The 16289-nt window shown below is 69.2% G+C and carries 12 protein-coding genes and 3 pseudogenes; 6 read left to right on the top strand and 9 right to left on the bottom strand.

What is annotated here, in order from left to right:
- Nucleotides 1–57: 57 nt before the first annotated feature.
- A complete protein-coding gene (locus STRBO_RS43505; protein ID WP_158690951.1) occupies nt 58–207 on the top strand; it encodes a hypothetical protein in 150 nt (49 codons plus the stop codon).
- A gap of 224 nt (nt 208–431) precedes the next feature.
- On the opposite strand, the gene STRBO_RS43840 is transcribed toward STRBO_RS43505, so the two are convergent.
- The gene (locus STRBO_RS43840) at nt 432–569 is read right to left on the bottom strand and encodes a hypothetical protein (RefSeq protein ID WP_005476639.1); all 138 of its coding nucleotides are present in this window, start codon (nt 567–569) and stop codon (nt 432–434) included.
- Nucleotides 570–1004: 435 nt separating this feature from the next.
- Between STRBO_RS43840 and STRBO_RS0123880 the strand changes: the two genes are divergently transcribed.
- Entirely contained in the window at nt 1005–1457 is a 453-nt protein-coding gene (locus tag STRBO_RS0123880) for a hypothetical protein (protein ID WP_005476637.1), read from the top strand.
- 1067 nt (nt 1458–2524) lie between these two features.
- On the opposite strand, the gene STRBO_RS0123870 is transcribed toward STRBO_RS0123880, so the two are convergent.
- A complete protein-coding gene (locus STRBO_RS0123870) occupies nt 2525–5209 on the bottom strand; it encodes an NACHT domain-containing protein (RefSeq protein WP_158690950.1) in 2685 nt (894 codons plus the stop codon).
- Between the two features lie 224 nt (nt 5210–5433).
- On the opposite strand from STRBO_RS0123870, the gene STRBO_RS46015 reads away from it, so the two are divergent.
- On the top strand, nt 5434–5898 hold the full coding sequence (locus STRBO_RS46015; RefSeq protein WP_425336040.1) for a scabin-related ADP-ribosyltransferase: 465 nt from the start codon (nt 5434–5436) through the stop codon (nt 5896–5898).
- Nucleotides 5899–6565: 667 nt separating this feature from the next.
- Here STRBO_RS46015 and STRBO_RS44180 read toward each other — a convergent pair.
- From STRBO_RS44180 to STRBO_RS0123850, 4 genes and pseudogenes are all read right to left on the bottom strand, one after another.
- Nucleotides 6566–6730 carry a hypothetical protein gene (locus tag STRBO_RS44180; RefSeq protein WP_005476621.1) on the bottom strand — a complete coding sequence of 55 codons (165 nt, stop codon included), beginning with the start codon at nt 6728–6730 and terminating at the stop codon, nt 6566–6568.
- A 1206-nt stretch (nt 6731–7936) separates the two neighbouring features.
- A pseudogene (locus STRBO_RS41985) lies at nt 7937–8168 on the bottom strand (HAD family hydrolase); the annotation flags it as partial.
- Between the two features lie 7 nt (nt 8169–8175).
- Complete coding sequence (locus tag STRBO_RS0123855) at nt 8176–9141, bottom strand: LLM class F420-dependent oxidoreductase (RefSeq protein WP_005476614.1); 966 nt, start codon at nt 9139–9141, stop codon at nt 8176–8178.
- Nucleotides 9142–9541: 400 nt separating this feature from the next.
- Nucleotides 9542–10015 carry a DUF6417 family protein gene (locus STRBO_RS0123850; RefSeq protein ID WP_005476612.1) on the bottom strand — a complete coding sequence of 158 codons (474 nt, stop codon included), beginning with the start codon at nt 10013–10015 and terminating at the stop codon, nt 9542–9544.
- Between the two features lie 671 nt (nt 10016–10686).
- On the opposite strand from STRBO_RS0123850, the pseudogene STRBO_RS40430 reads away from it, so the two are divergent.
- Together STRBO_RS40430 and STRBO_RS40425 are read left to right on the top strand one after the other, a co-directional pair.
- Nucleotides 10687–11175 (top strand): annotated as a pseudogene (locus tag STRBO_RS40430) (lamin tail domain-containing protein).
- A 139-nt stretch (nt 11176–11314) separates the two neighbouring features.
- Nucleotides 11315–12263 (top strand): annotated as a pseudogene (locus STRBO_RS40425) (NAD(P)H-dependent glycerol-3-phosphate dehydrogenase).
- Nucleotides 12264–12743: 480 nt separating this feature from the next.
- Here the strand turns inward: STRBO_RS40425 and STRBO_RS0123825 are convergent.
- Nucleotides 12744–13271 (bottom strand): hypothetical protein, encoded by a 528-nt coding sequence (locus STRBO_RS0123825; protein ID WP_005476607.1) that lies wholly within the window; start codon nt 13269–13271, stop codon nt 12744–12746.
- A gap of 422 nt (nt 13272–13693) precedes the next feature.
- Between STRBO_RS0123825 and STRBO_RS0123820 the strand changes: the two genes are divergently transcribed.
- Complete coding sequence (locus STRBO_RS0123820; protein ID WP_005476606.1) at nt 13694–15118, top strand: FG-GAP-like repeat-containing protein; 1425 nt, start codon at nt 13694–13696, stop codon at nt 15116–15118.
- 261 nt (nt 15119–15379) lie between these two features.
- Here STRBO_RS0123820 and STRBO_RS45495 read toward each other — a convergent pair whose 3' ends face one another.
- Both STRBO_RS45495 and STRBO_RS0123810 read right to left on the bottom strand, forming a co-directional pair.
- Complete coding sequence (locus STRBO_RS45495) at nt 15380–15514, bottom strand: hypothetical protein (protein ID WP_020114894.1); 135 nt, start codon at nt 15512–15514, stop codon at nt 15380–15382.
- A 176-nt stretch (nt 15515–15690) separates the two neighbouring features.
- A complete protein-coding gene (locus tag STRBO_RS0123810; protein WP_005476605.1) occupies nt 15691–16227 on the bottom strand; it encodes a DUF4240 domain-containing protein in 537 nt (178 codons plus the stop codon).
- Nucleotides 16228–16289 lie beyond the last annotated feature (62 nt).

The following is a 16289-nucleotide window of genomic DNA, read 5'->3' as shown; positions in this document are numbered from 1 at the left end:
GCCCACGGGTCAGGCAGCCAGGGCGTCCCTCAAGTCGCGTACGGCGCGCTCGTAGTGGTGCTGAGCTGGGATCGCCTCGTACAGGTCCAGGCCGCGGCGGCGGACCAGGCCGGTGCGGTACTCGCTGGGCAGCGCGGTCAGGGCGGCGACCGTACGGCGGCACGCCTGCTCGGTGTCGCCGTCGTGATGGGAGCACGCCGGCTGTGATCTGTCGTTCGACGCGCGTGCATCCGGGTGTCCCAGCCCTCGGGAGTCGGATGCCGGGAAGGGACGACGGTGGTCGTGGCCGCCAGGACGTTGTCGTCTTGGTCGTACTGAATGGCCTGGTAGACCACGACTGGATGGCGTACCTGGGCAAGCGGCCCGGGCGGCCGTGGCGAACCAGGCGCGGGACTCCCGGCGGCTGCCCAGGTCGTGTAAGACGAACGCGGTCATTCGGGGGAGAGGGTCTGGTCGACGTCGGTCCGGGCGGCGGTGAGGGCGGCGAGGGTGAGGTGGACGTGGTGCTTCTGCTCGCCGTATGTCAGCCAGGTGTCCGACCCCCGGCCATCTGCCCGGCCGTGCGGCACAGCCGCGCCCGTGCGACGTGACGGGCCCGTTCGGCGAGGCCGATCCCGGCCCGGTTTAGACAGCAGGGAGACCGGGGCGCCAGGCGTGTCCGACCCTGACCGGCCTGCCCGGCGACTACCGCACCGGCCTAGCCCGCCGCGCACAGGCCAACGCTCCCCCACGGCTGTTGTGGGATCGTGTCGTCGATCAGCCACAGGTACAGCACGACGCGGATCAGCGACCGTAGCGGGATGCGCCCCAGCGGGGCACGCTCTCGAGCTTCGAGAGGTCTACAACTCACGTCGCTCCGGGAGGAACACTCGCAGATCGCTGCCGTGCGCGCTGGTCTTGCGCGGCTCGGGGTTGGCGAGCATCCCGTCCTCGACCCAGGAGGTCACCAGATCGCTTATGAGGCCGCCGCGATCGGCGCGGCGCCCTGTACGTGAGGAGCCATCATGCCCACCACCGACATGCCGCTCGCCCCGATGAGCCCGGACGCGGCCATCAGCGCGTTCAGCTACCTCCGGGCCGTCCAGGCCGACGACGTCGAAGCCGACCGCGAGTTCGCCAGCGGCGAGCCGCGGATGCCCGAGCTGCTCGTCGACGTCGTCGAACGGATCGTCGTCCCCGTCACCGCGTTGCCCGGCCCGGAGGCGGGCGAGCCCTGCGCGGACACCTTCGCCCTGGAGGCCCTCGGACGCGTCTTCGTGACCTCGCTGCGGAGCTGGGCGCAGGCCGGACCGGACACGGCGGAAGGCGTCGCCCGCGCCGTCATCGACTTCGCCGCGCAGTTCCTCACCGAGGACCACGAGGACGTCGCCGACACTCTGCGCCAGTTGGAGGCCGTCGGAGTGGGCCAGGCTCTCGATGCCCACCCCGCACCGGCGACTCGCACCCGGTGCGCCTGACCATCGTGTAGGCGCACCCGATGCGCGCCACCGCCGCGCGACGCACCGCATCGCCCATCGTGGTGCGCTCCATCGGCATCGTCGCACGGCACCGGGCGCGAGCCACGGCTGGGCGGGCTCCCCTATCCCACACCCCCTTGCCACGACCTGATCGCCAGCCGAAAGGGGCCGTGTCAAGGGGAGATGTCCTCGGTGGCGGACCTGGTCAAGGGGTAGCGCACGCCACCGGCCGCACCCGGTCAAGGGGTCGGTCGGCGGTGGGGGTGCGGTGCGGGACATCGGGTGCGGCGCACCGGGCGCGCGCGAGAGTGCCGGGCATCGTCGGGTGGTGCGCCGCCCGATGCGGTGGCGGACATCGCGGTGCGCACCACGTGGCGTGCATCGTCATCCGGCGAAACGTCACCCTAAACTCCGTCATCTTCCGCTCCAGCGGCCAGGACCTCACCACCACCGGCACCTACATCGAGATGCTCTCGCGGCTCTTGGCGCCCGTCCTCCTGGCCCTCGCCGTACGCGGACGCATCAAACGCTGACCACCTGCGCCTCAGAGGCTCTCGGGCCCGGCACCGGCCTGGTCCTCGCCGACACCGCTCTGGAGGCCGTCATCGCCCTCCAGAGCGGCTGCTGCGCCATCGGCGCGGCCCACTCTGACCACCGCCGTCGGCTGATGCGGGATACGTACGGCGGGGCCGCACGGTGTGTGCGGCCGGGGCCACCGCACCTCCGGTACCCCGGAACTGCCTGGCGGGTCCCGGGGGCAGTGGAGTTGATGACCGAGTCTGACGGTCGACGCCGGCGGAGTGGTCAGGAATTGCGCTCATTCGCCGAGACGTTGGTGACGCGATCGTCCCAGATCGAACTCAGCCTGAAGTGGCTCATCCGCACCGTTGCGCGCTCGTCCGCCGCGGCCATGACGACACCGACGCGGGAATCTGGACCGGGAGAAGGTCGACAGAAAGCTCCTCTCCCTCGCGGCACGTTGAGTCGCGATCGGTCGGGAGATGACGTGGTGGGAAGCGGTCCTCTGGTGTGTCGTACCGCGATCTGACGCTTTCGGACTGGTTGCCCTATGGCGCGGGATGCGCAGGGTCCCCTTCCAGGCCGATCAGGGAGGGTGTCTCGTCCGTAGAGGGAACGTCCGAGGGCGTGAGATCGTGGCGGACGCGTAGTAGGCCAACCGGATTGGACCAGCGGCCGTAGGTGGGGGCGGAGTCTACTTCGACGACGACAGCCAGCTCGACCCGCGCGACGCCAAGGAGAGGCTGCCTCTTCCAGCCTGATCGAAACGACTTCCGGTCCCATGGATGACCAGTGTTCGCGGGGGCGAGTAGCGCACCTAGCTCCCTTCCGGCTGCTTCCTCCACAGGACTGATGCGGCCGACCCAGCGGAAGCGTCCCGATGCGTCGAAGCGGCCGAGCAGCACGGTGTCGGGAGAGGTGGGGGGCCCCGTGACTGCGCCGATGATCCCGGTGTTGCGGCGCCTCAGGGCCGCCAGGTTCAGCACGGCGAGACGGTGGGCTGGCGCGTCTAGGCCGCTGCGGGTGAGAGCTTCCAGGGCGTCAATTCCGCGTTGTTCGTCCTCGTCCCATCCCTTGATCACCATCGTCCATGCCGCGTACACCCGCGCCTTGTCCGGCATATCTGGGTTGTGGGCGATCCTCGAAAGGGCGGTCACCAGCGCTTTTCGTTCCATCATCTCTTTAATCGCCTTGGATCTCGCCCCTTCATGCACCGGACCGGCACCGGTGTCGATGGGAGGGTCAACATCTATGTAGACGTGGAGCCGGTGGGGATGAGCCGCCACCTCGGCCAGGGCCAGCTCGGCACGGGGATCCTCCAACGTGAGGAGTACGTCCAAAGCATCAATGCGGTCCTCGCCCTGCGCCCCGTCCCAGAACGCTGTATCCGTCAGTTTCTCTATGGAGGCATCCACCAACTGAGACGGGACATGAGTGCCCAATATGTGCTGCCTTACGATGAACGAACGCGCTCTGGTTCCTCCGCGCGCAGTCAGTCGGCGGAAGGCACGATCGAGTTCCAACCCCGATTCCTGTGCTCGGTCCAGGACGAACCCTGCATACGAGTCGCCCGACGCCGGAGCATGCCAGGGGAAAGGAGGACCGAATAGTCTCCCGAGGCCGACCCGCGGGCTGGCGTAGATAATGGCAAGGGCTTGCTTTCGCAGAACGGCGGGGTCGCGTGCGAGACTCCGGACAGTGAGGAACTCAGCCAGCGTGTGGTGAATGAACTCCCATTTGCCAGCTCTTTCGACAAGAAGCCCGGTGCTCCGCAATGAGTCCCGCACCACTACGCGCCACACCGTTTTCGGCACTGCGGGCGGGCATTGCCCCAATTCCATGGTGAGAGGCTCGGAGTCGGTGGAAACAGCGTTCGATGCGAGCATTTCAACGATTTTCTGAGTCTCTTCCACCACATGCTCGGAGAGGTTATCTCCGTAGGGGTTCAATGCTGCTTCGATCCGTTGCCGCAGTCCCGAGTGGAACTGGCGCTCCCAGAGTAGGTCGGTGAACCGCCCATACAGGTCGCTGCGTCCACCGACGGGCTCCTCCGCCTGATCATGCGGCTCGAACAAATAGCAGAGCATGGCTGCCATCAGCGGGGTATGGGCCAGTGTCGCGTGCCCCGATCGGGATACCGAGCGAGCCAGGCTCGCCGACCTGCCTGCGGGGTCGGCCGCGCCCTGGGCCGAGAACCACGCGTGCGTGAAGGCGTTGAAGCTCTTCCTGTCGAACGGCTGCAGTTCGAACCGCGGCACACCGTCCTGCAGGACCTTGAATTCGTCCTCGGGAAGAGGGCGGCTCGCCACCACGGCAACACAGACCGGATCCGTGCCTTGCAGCGGGCCCTTGAGGATTTCCAGGACCCGCTTGCGCTGGCCTGGATCGATAATCTCATCCAGACCGTCGACCAGCAGGAGCCATCGCGCGTGGGGTCTGGGCCGACCGCCGAAGAGTTCATGAGCACCGGCAAGTGGCCCCAATTCCTCAACGACGTACTGGGCAACCGAATGCCACAGCGACCGGGAACCGGTCAACGCCCACGCGGGCAGCAGCACAGGGACCGGGGACCCGTGCCCGGCTTCCTCTTTCAGGCCGGCCCTCAACACCTGACGCAGTAGGCTCGACTTTCCGCCGCCGGGCCCCGCTACGAGGACACAGCTCCCGCCGTGCAGTACATCGACGGGGTCCCACGGAGAACCGTCCGCGGGCGCCGAGAACCCCTTGGTAGCCCCCGCTCCGCCAGGAGACGCCTTGATGACGATCTGCGGTTGGTAGACGTCAGTGAGGCTCGGTGTGGTCCATCTCCTGGTCCCGGGGTTGGGGTGCTGAAAAGCGACTTCGCTTACCGCCCGGAGATACATCTCGAGTTTACCAGCGGCCTTTCCGCTGCCCATTCGCAGAGATTTCGCTTCGGCCGCCTCTGCGCGCAGAAACTCGAAGTGCCTGCGCCCCTTGAGGCCTTTCACGTTTTTCTTTGCAGCTCGTTCAAGTAAGTAGTCGATCAGCCAGCGGAACGATTCCGAGTCGCCCGGCACGGTTTTACTGCCGAACCAGTCGCTCAAAGAAGCCTTGTTGAGGAGTGTGCCGCCCGTCGGAGAAAGGCTCAGCTGTATCAGGCTCGCAGCCCTTGGATTTCCGGCCAGACGGCGCAGTTCAGTCAGCGCCGCGAAGAAGTTGCGTTCCTTGTCCGAGAGTCCGGCGTGCTCCTCGCCGGAGAGTCCGTCAGTCATCCTCGCGCCTCCCCTGAAGGCCCCGCCCTCCACCGTTTCCGGAGTTCGGAGCGAACCGCCGACGAACCACTCGCCTGGCGTCCCCGACCAGCTACGTACCCGTCAACAGCACAGTCGTACACCGCATCGACCGCCGCCCGACCTGCCTCCTCGGCTCCTCAGCTGTGCCAGCCCGGCACGGCGCGAGTCCAGGAGCACCCCAGGTGTACGCACCGCGCACAAGCATGTCCCTCCCCACTGCCGCAGGCACCCACCTCGTCGTACCGGCCAGATCCGTCGTCGCACCCACTCGGGTCTTCCGGGGTGACGGCAGGAAACCTCCAGCCGTCTTCGCGGAGGGATTCCACGTTCCCTGCATCTGCGCGAACGTAGACCTCAAGTCGTACGGGTTGCGTAATACGCGTTCTCCTTGGGTCGGGTATTCCAAAAAGGAGAACCAGGCGGCCATGTTCCCCCAGACCGCGCGAGGCAGCACCTGGGTGTACGAAGTAGACCGGCCCGGAACAGGAATCGACGTAAACCGGGCCTTGGGCTACGGATATCTCTTCCGCAACGAACGCGAAGTTATATTCCTGCACGACATGCCGCCGTCCCGGATCAGGCGCGCCGTATGGTGGTCCTGGGGAATGCCCACCAGCCGCGTCGTCGACAATCCTGACTATGTTCCCTTTTCAAGCTGGCGGTGCTGACCGCGAGTTGGACCATCCTGCGCAACGTCGGGCGGGCCCTTTGATTTGGACGCGGATTCCCAGCATGGTGGCTTCCTTCGGACTCGTGAACGGCTGCGGCCGGCGGTGCAGTGAAGCGCCGGGCGCGGGGCCGGGTGGCTCACCTGCGGGCGGCGGCGTCGACGTCGCCGGCGTTGACCAGCGCCGTCCTGAGCTCCTGCACCCCGCAGGGGCGTTCGTCCTGGGCAGAGCCGATGCGGCGTCCAGCAGGGCGCGGGCGTTGCGTCGTACGGCCGCCTCCCGCCATGTCCCGGGTGCCTGGGTGACCAGTGCCGCGGAGCCAGGAGCAGGGCGTCGGCACGGTCGGGGTGGGCGGCAGCGCGTTCGGCGAGGAGATCGGCGTCGGTCAGGGCCGGGGAGTGCTCGGCGCTCGCCCGCATCAGCTCGAGCCACTCCATCTCCCCTATGGCCGCGTCCGCGAAGGTGCCCGCGCCGGCGAGCGCTCCCGCCGGCGGGCCGGGGCGCCGAGCGCGGCCCACCACAGGCCCGCAGCCGCCTCCACCCGCGCCTGCGCGGTCGGCGGGAGCGGGCCGTCGACGCCGGAGCGCGGGGTGCGGGCAGCGATCGCCTCCGGCAAGCGGGAGATGGCGGCAACTCCCTCGCCGGTGCCGACCGCCAACTCGGCCCATCAGGCGGCGGGTTCGCCGAGGAGGGCGGCATCGGCGGCCAGGGCCTGCGACGAGTGCGATCGCCTCCTGCCACCACTCGGGCCCGTCCAGGACGCCACCCGCCGGAAGTGGCGGGTGCGCTGGGCCAGGCCGGCGTCCGCGTCCGCCGCGGCCACGTCCAGCACGGCGCGCGCCAGCCGCGGCCCCCGCCGAGCGCCGCGCTGTCACCGACGCGCACCTGGTCCAGGTCGGCGTGGAAGACGGCCGGCCGGGCCTGGTCGGGAGTCAGCTCGACGTCGTGGGCGAGCAGTTTGGCCAGGACCGCACGGACGGCGCCGACGTTGCGGTGTGCCGGGCCGCGGCGGCCGACCGGGTAGGCGGTGCACGCCAGCTCCCGCACCAGCATCGCGACGTCGTGGTCGGGCAGCCGGGACGCGACCTGCAGCGCTGCCCGTTCGCGCATCTCCTCCTCGGCCGCCACCCAGTCCCCGCCCGCCACCTCATCCGCGTCCGCGGCGCAAGCGACGTCCTCGGCGGCGCCGTCGAGGAGACCGGCGGCCCCCATCCGGGCCCTCACCCGCGCGGCGACCGCACCAAGGCCCAGGTGGCCGACGTGCTCGTCCTCGACCGCTCCGGTCAGCAGCCCCTCCACCGCACCGATCCACTGCCCCGTCCCCTCGGCGCGCGGGACCGCGCGGGCCCACCGCGCCGCCAGGCGCAACGGCGTCCCAGTGGCGTACGGCCAGGCCCAGCAGCGCGTCCAGGGCGGACCGGCCGGAGGCGGCAATCTGCTGGGACCGCCAGGCGCCGGGGGCGGCCTTGTCGGCCGGTGCGTTCAGCCAGGCGCGGCCGGCCACCGTCCGCCGGCTGCCCCGTCCGGCATCAGCAGGTGCGGCACGTGCTCCTGCAGAACGCCCAGCCACCGGGTGGCGGGGCCGGAGCGGAAGAAGTAGGCCTCGGCGCGCGGGTCCGGCCCAGCCGGCGAGTTCCTTCGCCTCGGCGGCGCCGGGGTGTTGGAGGGCGACCAGCTCCGGGACGCGGGCCGCCCTGTGCGCCAGCGGCACCAGCAACTCGCGGGCGGCGCCGAGGATGTCCGCGTACAGGACGGCGGCCTCGGCGGGGTGCGCCGCGCGGCCGTGCAGGATCCCCGAGGCCACCCCGTAGACGGTCCCCACACATCCACACAGGCTGGTCGTTCTCCGCCGCGTGGGGCAGCCAGCACAAGCTGAACGTCACACTGGTGGAACCCGAACTGGTGGTGGAAGTCGGCGTCGACGTCACCCGCGACGCCTCCGGCCGATGGCGCCATCCCGCACGTCGGCACCGTGCGCGACCCGACCTCTCCCGCTGGGCACCGGACCCGTCCGCGCCGCTCGCCGAGGTCGCCAGACGAGGGCGTGGCGGGCCGCGACGAGCTGCTCGACGTCCTCGGGAAGGTGGTCCTCGCCGAGCAGATGCTCGATCAGGTCACCGCTGCCGAAGGCCCACGGCCCGGTGGATCTCCCGCCGGGGAACGCGGTGACCGGCCTGTCCGAACGCCTCCCACCAGGTCACGAGGTGCAGGTGACTGGTGTCGACGAGCGTTCCGTCGACATCGAAGATCGCGGCGCGTTTCGTGGCCATCGCCCGCTCACAGTTCACGCAGGGCGGGCAGCAGCTTCTGCTCGGCCCATTCCAGGTACGGCTCCTGGTGGTCGCCGCCGATCTGGACGAGTGCCACCTCGGTGAACCCCGCGTCGGCATAAGGGCGTACGGCCTCGACCACCGCGTCCACGTCGTCGCCGCAGGGAATAGACTCGGCGACGTCCTCGGCCCGTACGAACTGGGTGGCACCCTCGAAGGAGACGGGTCCGGGCAGTTCGGAGTTGACCGTCCAGCCGCCGCCGAACCAGCGGAACTGGTCGTGGGCGCGGGCGATCGCGGCGTCGCGGTCGGTGTCATAACAGATCGGCAGCTGGCCGACCTTGGGCTTGCCCGCGCCGCCGTGCCGATCGAACGCGGAGGTCAGTTCCGGCCTGGGTTCGGTGGCGATCAGCAAGTCGGCCAGACGGCCGGCGAGTGCGCACGAACGATCACCCGAGACGGCGACACCGATCGGCGGCGCCGTGTCGGGCAGATCCCACAACCTGGCATTCTCGACGTCGAAGTGGTCGCCGTGGTGGTTGACGTTCTCCCCCGCGAAGAGCGAGCGGATGATCTCCACGGCCTCCTCCAGCATCTCGAGCCGGACGTGTGCGGCGGGCCAACCACCCCCCACCACATGCTCGTTGAGGTTCTCCCCGGAGCCGAGACCCAGGCGAAACCGCCCCTGGGAGAGGAGTTGCAGGGTTGCGGCCTTCTGGGCGACGACCGCCGGGTGGTAGCGGGTCGTCGGGCACGTCACGTATGTCATCAGGGGAATGCGTTCGGTGGCCTGCGCGGCGGCGCCGAGCACGCTCCACGCGTACGGGGCGTGTCCCTGGGACGTCAGCCAGGGGAAGTAGTGGTCGGACGTGACGGAGAAGTCGAAGCCGGCGCGCTCGGCGCCGACCACATGCCCGACCAGCTCCCGCGGTCCGGCCTGCTCGGTCATCATCGTGTACCCGATCCGCACCATGCCGCTCTTCTCCTCTGTCGCCTGCGCAGTCCCGGGCGGGTCCCCTCCGCCCGGGCCGGCCTCGTCCGCAGGCGCGAGTACCCCGGTGGTCGACGATGATGCTCTGACGGTGCTGGCGGCGGCGTTGTTGTCGGCGCTGCCGGGCTTCTTCAGCCGCTGGGCCGCGTACCGTACGGCGCCCGCGGCGGCGTGGGCTGGGCCCCGGCTTCAAGGGCATCTGAAGGAAGCCAGCAGCGCTATCCCGAGCCCTGCGGAACACTGCCGCGGGTTGTGCTGGCTCGCCGGAACCCCTGGCTACCCGGGGGCTGGCAGCGGGCGCACGGGCGCCCTGGGACCAGTCTCTCCCGTGCGGTCCGCAGCGCGGCGGAGGCCAAGACGGATCCGGAGGCCATGATGCCGCTTACGGCTGTTCACAGGGGCTGGTCCGCCGTGCAGAGGCGGGAGAGGCCGGGCGTGGAGCGGGGTGGTGGGTGATGCCGTAGTCGCGGGTGAAGTGGTTGGCTTCTATCGCTGATCCGGTCATCCGGTGCAGCCAGAACCCGTACGCCACCGACTCCATCTGCTCCGATGTCAGGTACAGCAGCCACCGCCGTGCGCCGTGATCGCAGCGGGCCGTACGCGCCTGCTCCGCCGGCCCTGCCGACACCGGCACCCGCAGCTGGCCGGCCAGCCCCAGGAACAGACGCAGCGCCGCCATCTGCGAGGGCAACAACTTCACCAGCCGCCGTCCCGCATCCGGTACTTCGCCGGCGTTGTGGGGGCGGGGGCGGGAGCTGGCGTAGAGCAGAAGGTCGTGTCCGGCCGGGGACAGGCGGGCCGCCCACAGCACCACGGTGCCCTCCCACGCCGACAGCTCCGCCCGGTCCTCCCTCATCCAGCGCCCCCAGCGCAGCAAAAACCTGCTCCCCACCCCGCACAACCCCTCCCCTTCCCGTGAATCGGCGTTCAGGGCTCCAACGAGGCATCGCGGGCGGAGGAAACGACCACGCCGTCGTCCGGCCACCGCCGTGGGCGAGGATCCATGCTGCCGGCCCGGGCTGTGCCGAAGTCGACGGCCCGATGGCGCGGCGGTCCTACCGGGTGAGGAAACTGCTCTGCCATCCGATCAGCTCGGAAAGGAGCATGCGCTCCGTGCCGGAGTGAGCTGTACGACCATGATCGAGTGGGAGCGCGACCTCGGCATTCGGGATCTACAGACAGAAATCGAGTGCTCGGAAGCAGCCTGTTGTTACTCACTTTCGGGTGACGGCCTGAACCCCCGCAGAGTGGTGCATCGTGGCGGAGAGACGCCGTGCCCCAACCCCTGCAAGGTCTCCCCCGCCTGTCGGCGCGTCAACGCGACCACCCATGTGACATAAGTGGGCGCTACATCCAAAAGTCATGGAAATATGGGCAATAGGTAACAGAGGCCACGTTGTCCCCGCGAATAATCCGTGACGTTGACAAAGTGTGTGTGCGGTCAGTCGGCCGCCGACGCCCACCACACCAGATCCCCGGCGCCTGTAATGGCTTGCGGGGGAAGGTGTCCGCACCTTGAGGGGTCTCATGTCCGCTTCCGCTTCTGTCACCGCTCGCAGTCTCGTCGCCGCCGCGCTCGCCGCCGGCGCCGTGGTCTCCATGGTCACCCTGCCGGCATCGGCCGCCGACCACGCCCGCCCTGAGCGGTCGAGGGGGAAGATCTCGGACGTCCAGTACGACTCCCCCGGCTACGACGACCGCCCCCACCGCTCCCTGAACCGCGAGTGGGTGGAAATCACCAACAACGCCCGCCGCAGCGTCAACCTCGACGGCTGAACCCTCCAGGACGAGGACGGCCACACCTACACCTTCGAGGACTACCGCCTGGAAGGCCGCACCACCGTCCGCATCCACACCGGACACGGCCGCGACATCGACACCGACCTCTACCAGGACAGCCGCCACTACATCTGGGACAACCGCTCCGACACCGCCACCCTCCGCAACGACCGTGGCCGCTACATCGACAGCGACTCCTGGGGCCACCACCACGGCGGAGGCGGCCACCACCACTGACCCCCAGCACCACACAAACGGCCACCGCCCACCCAGATGGCGGCCGCGTACCGGACGAGAGGACGAAGCAGTGAGCGAGCGCCGCCCCGCCCGTGCGGCAGTGTTCTCCGCCGGGTCCTGAGGCACTGCCGCAGCGACGATCCTCGCGGACGCCGGCACGAGCACCGTCCTGCACGCCCGTCGCAGCGAGATCGCCGACGCGATCGTCTCGCAGCACCGCAACCCGGGTTACTTCCCCGACGTCGAGCTGCCCGCCTCGCTCACCGCCACGACCGATCCGGCCGTCGCGCTGGACGGCGCGGACTTCCTCGTGCTGTCCGTGCCCGCGCTGTCCCTGCGCCGGTGCCTGGCGGCATGGGCGCCGCACATCCCGCCCCAGACGGTGATCGTCTCGCTGATGAAGGGCATCGAGACGGGGAGTGCGTTGCGGGCCAGCGAGATCATCCGCGAGGTGACCGGCGTGCCTGCCGAGCGGGTCGCGGTGCTGTCCGGGCCGAACCTGGCCCGGGAGATCATGGCGAGACAGCCTGCGGCCGCCACCATCGCCTGCCCCGATGAGGATGCCGCCCAGGCATTCCAGGCCGCGTGTCACACCCCCTACTTCCGGCCCTACACCTCCACCGACGTGATCGGCTGCGAGATGGGCGGCGCCCTGAAGAACGTGATCGCACTCGCCGTCGGCATCGCGACAGGCATGGGCCCGGGCCACAACGCCACGGCCCTGATCATGACCCGCGGCCTGGCGGAGAGCACCCGGTTGGCCACCGCACTGGGCGCCGAGCCGGGCTCGCTCGCCGGTCTGTCCGGCATGGGCGACCTCGTGGCCACCTGCTCCTCCCCACTCTCCCGTAACAGGTCCTTCGGCACCCCACCTCGGTCACGGCCTGAGCGTCGACGAGGCCGCCGCCGCGACCCGGCAGACCACCGAGGGTGTCAAGAGCGCCGAGGCGATCCTCGGCCTCGGCCTCGCCCGCGCCCACGGCGTCGACATGCCGATCACGACCGTGGTCACCGCCGTGCTGCACGGCAAAGCCACCCTCGACGAGGCCGCCGCCGCCCTGATGCAGCGGCCACCCAAGCCCGAATAGCGGCGCCCACCACCTTTACTCCCTCCGCATCGTCTACGGCACCGTCCTCACCGTGCGGTTCGTCCTCTCTATCGGACAGGGCGGCTGGAAGCCCCTGGAATAAGAACCCGACCCGTTCCACGGGCCTGGCCGCCTGACTCCGCCACTCATACCGCCGCGCGCCGTGGCAGGCGAGGTGTATTTCACCGGTGTGACGTTCTCTGGAGGAACGGTGCACGTCGGCAGCGCGGTGTTCTCCGGCGGCGCGATGGCCTTCACCAACGTGACGTTCTGCGGTGGCCGGGTGGACTTCAGCAGCACAACGAGTCTGGCTCCAGAGGGCTTCTTGCTGCAGTCGGCACTCCTGCTCCTGCGACGGTCGTACTTCCTTCTACGTGGCTGCTCCCAGATCCGTAGTCCGGCCTTGGCACGCGCGTGTCATGTGTGTTGCGTTCTGCTGCGTCGATAGGAAGTCGCGCAAACCCGATTGGAGGGACCGCGTCAGCGGCAGAGCTTGTCCAGGTCCTCCGAGAAGGACGGGAACTCGGCCTGTGCCTCGGTGATGATGTCCCGGGCGGGTCGGCGCGCCGTGGTGGCGTAGCGCTCGGCGAGTTCGGTCAGTGCCGGGTTCGGTCGCGCTTCGCGCTGCTCGTACTCGACGACCTCCATCGGGCCGAGGCCGTCGGCCAGCAGCCACAGGAAGTCGGACAGGTTTCCCGCCACGACGCCACGCCCGCCCTCCGAGCCCAGGAACACCACGGGCTGTTCGGCGAGGGGCTGGCCCGGGCTCACACGCCACAGGGCGACGAGGCCGCCGGTGCCGTCCTGTCCGAAGACCCGGTAGGCGTCGCCGTCCAGTTCGTGGTTGCCGGTCCAGTTGCGGATCCAGTCGGTGGTCTCCTCAGCGGAGTCGAAGGCGTCGTAGGGCTCGAAGTCCACGCCCTCGCCGTCGTCGCAGTCAAACTCCACCTGGGCGACGGCGGTCAGGGCGGGCGGGAAGCGGCGGTCGTCGCCGGTCGTCTCGATCATGGCCGCAGGCTAGCCGCCGCCACTGACAACGGCCCTGGCCGACGGAGATGTCCACTGATCCCCAAGGTCGAACGCGCTTGCTTTCGGACCGGCAGGCAGGCCGAGGGTGATCAGGGCAGGGATGTGTCGCAGAAGGCTCCCGCTCCCGAGGGGGCGGCCTGGTGGGCGAGGCCGCACACGGTGCGAATCCGGACTGGACCAACACCATTCACCGCAGCTGTGGCGGCCGCCCTGGAAGCCACCTCAGGTGCTGCTGTATGGGCCGCAACCACCCCAAGATTTCCCGGAACTTGCGCACAACCCTCCTGCCACTTCATCAGTCTCCTGTCCGGCAACCTCTTTGACAGCCAGAGAATCCGGTCCGGGGCCCGTGTCTGCCGAGGACGCCGGCCCTCCCCACCCCCGCCACGGAGTCCCTCACCTTGCGCAAGCGCACGCTCCCCCTGACCGTCCTGACCACCGCCCTCCTGACAGCCGCTCCGGCTCTCCCCACGCCCACCGCCACCGCCGCCCCTGCCAAGCACGCCGACGACTTCAACGGCGACGGCTGGCGCGACCTCGCCATGGGTGACCGTGGCGCCACGATCGACGCCAAGAAGCGGGCGGGCGCCGTCATCGTCATTTGGGGCACGGCCAAGGGACTCGACCCCGCCCGACGCACTGTCGTCTCACAGAACAGCCCCGGCATTCCAGGCGCCGCGGAGGCGTCGGACCACTTCGGCACCACCATCACCACGGCGGATCTGAACTCGGACGGTTACGCGGACGTCCTGGCGACGGCTCCCGGTGAGAACGACAGCGGCTATAACGGCACGTTCACCGTCCTGTGGGGCTCGAAGTCAGGTCTGACCACGGGAAGTTCTCACCACAACCCGCAGTACCGCGATCGCGGCTTCGCGTACGACCTGGCCGTCGGCGACTTCGACCAGGACGGCAAGCAGGACGTCGTCGCAGTCGACGGACGGAACATCTGGTATCTGCGGGGCCCGTTCACCGAGTCCGGCAAGCGCGGCAAGGCGACCAACCTCGACCCGACCGACGGCGACCACATCGAGTCGTACACCGTGGTGTCCGGGAACGTCACCAAGGACGGAACAGCCGATTTCGCCGTACTCGGCTGGGACTGGGACGCCCACGGCCTCGGCAAGGAGGGCAACGGCGTCTGGTTCTACAAGGGCGGCCCCGACGCCCCCAAGAGAACCAAGAGGATGCCCCTGCCCGACGGTGCCAACCTCCTGACGCAAGCGAGCGCCACCATCGCCGACTTCGACCGGAACGGCTACGGCGACCTCGCGCTCGGCAGCCGCCGCTCGGGCAAGGGCGGCACGGCGTACGTCTTTTCCGGCACCTCCACCGGCCCCGGCCGCTCGCCTCGACAGATCACCCAGGCGACGCCCGGAGTGCCCGGCTCTCCGGAATCCTCCGACACCTTCGGCAGCGACGTGTCGGCCGGCGACACCGACGGCGACGGCTACTCCGATCTCGCGATCGGCGCCCCGGGCGAGGCCATCGGCGACAGCCTCTTCCGCATGGGCGCTGTCACGGTCCTGCGCGGCGGCAAGTCGGGCCTCACCGGCAAGAACGCGCGCCTGTACGACTACGCCACGGCCGGTGTCGAGGGCGAGCCCGACGAGCGCAACGACGCCTGGTTCGGGGATTCGCTCCTCCTGCGGGACTTCACCCGGGACGGCCGGGCCGAACTCATCGCCGCCGCTCCCGAAGCGGGCCGTCTGCACATCCTCCCCGGCACCTCCTCGGGCCCCACTGGCAAGGGCTCCCTCCTCCTCGACTCCAACAACCTGAACCTCACCTCCCTCGCCAACTTCTGGGCCGAACTGCCCAACTAACCACCCACCACCGTCACCTCGAAGTTCGCAGCACGACGCGCTACGTACCGCGCCCGAGACCGCGCCCAGTGAGCGATATTGGCTACAGCTCGGGGTCGGTGCCGCTGCCGGGGCCGGTGAGGTCCACGCGGGTCGGCCGACGCGGGGCGACGACCTCCGGCCCCGCCGGTGGCTGGTCCCGCTGTCAGGAACAATTCCGAGCTGGAGCCCGTCCGCGCGCCCCGCACGTTGCCCGGACGGGCCGCCCGCTTCGATCGGCCTCTACGGATGGATGGGCGGCTTGCCACAGCAGGCGACGGTGTCGGTCTTGTCGGCGCCGGCGCTGGCGCTGGCGCTGGGTGGGACGGCGAGTACCGCTGCCAGTGCCACGAAGATGCTGAGTACGGTTTTGCGCACAATCTCCTCCGGATCGTCGGAATCTGGTACGGCCTGGGGACTGGTAAGCGCGCATGTTGAGGTGTCGCGTGCTCGTCAGCCGAGGCGTGTTCACGACCTGAGGAGGCGACGGACAGTGAGGTCCGGGAGTCTCGCTCTCTGCTGTTTGACCTCGTCTTGTGACTGCGAGCTTCCGCTTACTCCAGATAGAGAGCTGCCAAGCGGGGCAGTCGGCGAGTCATTTCGTCGTGGTCATCGAAATCGAAGTTCCAGGTGGGGTCCAGCTCCCGGTAGCGGATGGTGGGTGGGCTCGCGGGGAGCTGATCACCGGTCGCCGAGATGTGTGCGTTCCAGGCGATGCCCAGCATGTCCTCGCCCTCCAGGTCGACGCCGTCGGCTGCGGAGGCTTGAACGATGGGCAGTTCTGCCAGGGCATCGGGGTCAGCGACTACGCGCTCGAAGACTTCACGGCCCTGAGCGATCAGCCAGCCGCGGAAGTAGTCGAAGCCGTCGTCAGAGCACCCACCGTTGGCGATGTAAGCAGCGGCCCACAGAGGATTGGTGTAGGAGTCAACCATCAGGTCCCACAGCACCTGCTCAGCTGCGAGGATCTCCTCGACTGGCCGTGAGGCCAGCAGCGAGGCCGCCTCGCGAGCGACCGCTTCGCCGTCGGTCGGATCGGACGCCTGATTGCGGGCTGCCTCAACGAGCTGCCAGAACTGCTGCTTGTTCATGGAGGCAGAGCCTGCCACCTGGTACTGACATCGGGCCGGTCGCGGGCGCTTGGCCCATCAGA

The organism is Streptomyces bottropensis ATCC 25435, from assembly GCF_000383595.1.
GTDB lineage: Bacteria > Actinomycetota > Actinomycetes > Streptomycetales > Streptomycetaceae > Streptomyces > Streptomyces bottropensis.
This window is presented reverse-complemented; position numbering and strand designations above follow the sequence as displayed.